This is a genomic window from Siminovitchia jepli (assembly GCF_047228825.1).
Classification (GTDB): domain Bacteria; phylum Bacillota; class Bacilli; order Bacillales; family Bacillaceae_C; genus Siminovitchia.
On the sequence record NZ_JBFEGN010000157.1, the window covers coordinates 1 to 4054 of the forward strand.

The window sequence follows — 4054 nt, forward strand, 5'->3', positions numbered from 1 at the left end:
GCCGTAAAAATATACTTCGACGTTGATCCATTTTCATCCTGCTGATGGTGCCGCGGAAGCGGCATGAACGTCTAATACAGCATCCTTTTTTTTCCACTAAAGTAGCAGGAACAAATGCATTATCTTTTTCAAGCTTATCCATTAGCATCTTATTCTCAAAGGCTGCATTCTTGTCTTCTATTGTTAAAATAGCAGGAACAATTGTATTATCTTTTTTAATCCCGTCAATCATAACACGATTTCCCTGTTCTAAATCAAACTTTCCCCTTTCGATATCCTCTAGACTAATGAGGCTATACAACGGGATGGTAATGTCACGATTGGAGAAATCCTTATTTGGGGAATCATCTAAATGAATGATTACAGAAAAATCATTGGCGTATTTAATATTACCCTTATTATCTAGTGATGTAATCCATGTATTATTTTCCCTGTAAAAATCCTGCTCTAGTTTTTGAATTATAGATACATCTTCTCCAGCCTTTAAGTAGGCCTTCTTAAAAGAACGAATGCCTTCTTCAATATCATTAATCTTTTGGTTAGCATAATATTGCTTAAAAAACAGGGTCTGTCCAATAAACATAATGGACAAAGTGAGCATGCATAGTAATGTAGTTAACAGAAATAATTTCGTTACAATTCCTATTTTCATAGCTGCTCCTCAAATTTGTAACCAGCACGAATTACTGTTACAATATGATTTGCTTTATGACCCAATTTGTAACGTAAATTGCGGATATGACTATTAACTGTTCGGTCGTCACCGGCATACTCATATCCCCAAATCTTAGTGATTAGTTGTTCTCTTGTAATAATAATCCCTTGATTTTTCATTAAATGCGTTAATATTTCAAATTCCGTATGTGTCAAGTTAATATTTTCTCCATCGACTGTCACTGTACGTGAAGGGAAATGGACATGGATACCACTCTTCATTAAATTATCTTTATTAGACAATTTTTCTGTCGTAGAATATCGACTTTTCATTAAACGTTTTACTCTTGCCAGCAAAATGGGTGGACTGTATGGTTTTGTCACATAATCATCTGCTCCTAATTCAAAACCAAGTAATGTATCGTCTTCATCTGCACGCGCCGTCAACATAATAATCGGTACATTGGATAATTTGCGAATTCGTTTACAAACAGACCATCCATCTAATTCAGGCAGCATAATATCCAAAATAATTAAATGGATTTCATGTTTTTCAAATATTGTTAAAGCCTCATTTCCATCCACTACCTCAAAAACTTCATATCCTTCATTTAATAAATAATCTTTCATGATTTCCCGTAATATATCTTCATCTTCTACAATTAAGATCGTTTTTCGCATTTTTCTCCCTCACAATGGCTATAAGGTTATTACATTAGCAAGAATATCATAAAGATATAAAGATGAGATAAAGAAGTATAAGCTCCTTGATTTTTTGTATTATACCAGACATTATTCATTTTACCCATGCACAAATAATGGCATGTTTTTTACCAAGGTTGTCAAGCAATAATTTCGATAGAGCATTAACTCAGTATTGCCAACGATTAGTACCTATTTTGTTGGTCCGAAAGTTGAGTTAATAAAATATTTATTTTTGGGACTATTTTTTTAAGGTTTCACCGAGCCTATTCCAATATCATCAAGTGGTCATTTAGTATTGGCACTATATTTTATGGGGTTAGAAATCGAGGGGTTAAGTTTCGAACTGCTTGTTAATTCAGCATCCCTATTGGCAATTTTGGTCATTTATCGTAAAGATTTACATAGGTTGGCGACTAATGGATTCAATTACTTGATTAGTCGAGATCCAGATTTAAAAGCTGATTTTATGTTTATCGTTTATTTGATCATTGTTGCAATTGCTGGTATATTACTAGAGGACTATTTATTTCATCTTTTATAGCTTCCTATTTCTCCTTAAAATGGTTTATGGGAATTATGGAAAAAGGAAATTTAAAATACTTTGCATATTATTGTTTATCGTTGGGATACTATATAAGTTGAGTTATATATTTTTCATGCTTTTTAGCCACAGTTGATTTCCGTTCCAGGCGGACGCTTTCCGCGGGCGTGGCTTGAGCCTCCTCGGACGCTTCGCGTCCTGTGGGGTCTCAAGGCTCACGTTTATCCCGCAGGAGTCGCCGCCTTCCACTACAATCAACTAGATCTCTTTCCATCATATAGAGTATCCCAAAACAATGTAAAAAAGTTAACTCAACCCATATAGTATTGTTATTCACCTAACGCTATCTACTTTAAGATGGCAGTAAAAATAATAGGAATCAGGATTGTATTTGACAAATCAATAAAGATTATTTATGATGAATCCACACAGTTGAATAGTTCTCCTAAAGGGGAGTAGCTTTTATAACAAGGTCGTCATTACAGAGTTACATAACTCTCGGCTTTGTTGGCAACATATTGTTGTTAGCGAGACCTTTACCAGCTGGTAAAGGTCTCTATTTGTATAAAAAACCTTTACCGAAAAGTGGTAAAGGTTTTTTCTTTGTTAATGAATGAATGATGACCATTCTCGTTAGCTCATATGATTTTAATGTCCCGGAAATGGTCATACAAGCAAAGACATTGTTCTACTGCACCATCAATGAAAGGAAGGTGTCATCATGAGAAAAATAAAAGTATCTTTATCTGAGTTGATTAATAAAAATAAGGAAGAACTTCTTAAAGACAAGGCCTTTATTGAAAAAATTGACAAACGCATAGATGAGAAATATATAGACTTAAAAAAATGATTCAGGAGGGTGTTCATTGATACTAAGGAAATACATGTCGCTTTTAGGAATTGGATCAGCGGAAATAGATCTTGTTCTTCCCAAGGATACTTATAGGCCTGGTGAATTGATTACCGGATACTACTTAATTAAAGGCGGTACCATCAAACAGCAAATAAAACGAATAGACAGTGAATTAATCAAGATTGATCAATCTAAAGGGATAGAAAAAATAATTGATGCACCAACCATTTTGACATCAAAACTCATACAATCTGATGAATTATATAAAATATCATTTTCCTTCGAGTTACCGTCCACTATCCCCGTTTCGTCAGAAAAAATATCTTACCGTTTTAACACAAAGCTTATTTTTAGCGAGGGAGTAGAAAGTAAGGACCAGGATAACATCTACATTATTTAGTTACTACCTTTTAAACAATATTTTATATAGTGAATTTTTACAAACGATGGCATTTGTGACCTGGATGCTGTGCCACCTAATACTTTTTTTAATTATATGAGAAAACCTATTTTCTGTTTTTTGCAACTGTATGATTCTACAGTGGTCACTTCTTATATTGGGATTAGCTATTTATGTACCTCAATTAAGAGAATCAATACATTTAATGACCTTTATTAATATAGATTGAATTGTTGCACTGCTTCGTGCATTGAATTTACTGGTTTGGAGATAAAGTGGATTCGTTGGATAAGGTAAAAGCTGAGAATCTAAGGAAAAGGAGATTATCATGATTCCAGAATGGAAACTGGCAGAGGAAGCACTTAAGAATATTAAAGTGATAGGCCATAATAATAACCAACCAGTAACCATTTTAGGGTTTGCTGAAGATCTAACTTGCGTTGGAATCGGAACGGATGCCGCAGTATTTAGATTTGATAAGACACCGAACTATGTTTTTAAAGTATATTCTGGTAAAGCATTAAAGAAAAAAGAAGTTGAGAAAGATGTATACGAGCGTTTAAAACAGTGCTGTTACTTCCCACAGCTTTATGGGACCGGACCCAACTACATTATTTTAAGTTTTGAGCAAGGAGTTACTTTGTATGATTGCTTATTGCAAGGAATTCCGATTCCTGAACAAGTAATCCAAGACGTTGAAGAAGCTCGTGAGTTTGTCAGGAGCCAGGGATTAAATCCGAGAGATATTCATTTGAAAAATGTCATTTTACAAAATGGTAGAGGAAAAGTCATTGACGTATCGGAATATATCAAAGAAGGAAATGATCCTGGATTACGAAAGTAAAATCTAGTTTATAAATACAAAAAGGGCTCCAACCTTTGGTATAATTAGGTTTGTACT

General features: G+C 34.1%; 5 protein-coding genes and 2 pseudogenes. 5 read left to right on the plus strand and 2 right to left on the minus strand.

The genetic code is table 11. The features are described from left to right. Both AB1L08_RS21785 and AB1L08_RS21790 read right to left on the minus strand, forming a co-directional pair. A pseudogene (locus tag AB1L08_RS21785) lies at window positions 1–652 on the minus strand (hypothetical protein); the annotation flags it as partial. After that, window positions 649–1335: a response regulator transcription factor gene (locus tag AB1L08_RS21790; protein ID WP_413066687.1), complete on the minus strand. Its 687-nt coding sequence runs from the start codon at window positions 1333–1335 to the stop codon at window positions 649–651. The pseudogene AB1L08_RS21785 and the gene AB1L08_RS21790, both read right to left, overlap by 4 nt. A gap of 205 nt (window positions 1336–1540) precedes the next feature. Here AB1L08_RS21790 and AB1L08_RS21795 point away from each other — a divergent pair. From AB1L08_RS21795 to AB1L08_RS21815, 5 genes and pseudogenes are all read left to right on the plus strand, one after another. Next, a pseudogene (locus AB1L08_RS21795) lies at window positions 1541–1885 on the plus strand (undecaprenyl-diphosphate phosphatase); the annotation flags it as partial. A 41-nt stretch (window positions 1886–1926) separates the two neighbouring features. Beyond that, entirely contained in the window at window positions 1927–2001 is a 75-nt protein-coding gene (locus AB1L08_RS21800; RefSeq protein ID WP_413066691.1) for a hypothetical protein, read from the plus strand. Window positions 2002–2621: 620 nt separating this feature from the next. Next, window positions 2622–2750: an FbpB family small basic protein gene (locus tag AB1L08_RS21805; protein ID WP_413066688.1), complete on the plus strand. Its 129-nt coding sequence runs from the start codon at window positions 2622–2624 to the stop codon at window positions 2748–2750. 16 nt (window positions 2751–2766) lie between these two features. Further along, on the plus strand, window positions 2767–3153 hold the full coding sequence (locus tag AB1L08_RS21810) for a sporulation protein (RefSeq protein ID WP_413066689.1): 387 nt from the start codon (window positions 2767–2769) through the stop codon (window positions 3151–3153). Window positions 3154–3481: 328 nt separating this feature from the next. Continuing rightward, entirely contained in the window at window positions 3482–3997 is a 516-nt protein-coding gene (locus AB1L08_RS21815) for a serine/threonine protein kinase (RefSeq protein ID WP_413066690.1), read from the plus strand. Window positions 3998–4054 lie beyond the last annotated feature (57 nt).

What these genes read in the sequence shown, in the direction of transcription:
- AB1L08_RS21790 (WP_413066687.1), bottom strand. Translation starts at nt 1,335, where the DNA reads ATGCGAAAAACGATCTTAATTGTAGAAGATGAAGATATATTACGGGAA.
- AB1L08_RS21805 (WP_413066688.1), top strand. Translation starts at nt 2,622, where the DNA reads ATGAGAAAAATAAAAGTATCTTTATCTGAGTTGATTAATAAAAATAAG.
- AB1L08_RS21815 (WP_413066690.1), top strand. Translation starts at nt 3,482, where the DNA reads ATGATTCCAGAATGGAAACTGGCAGAGGAAGCACTTAAGAATATTAAA.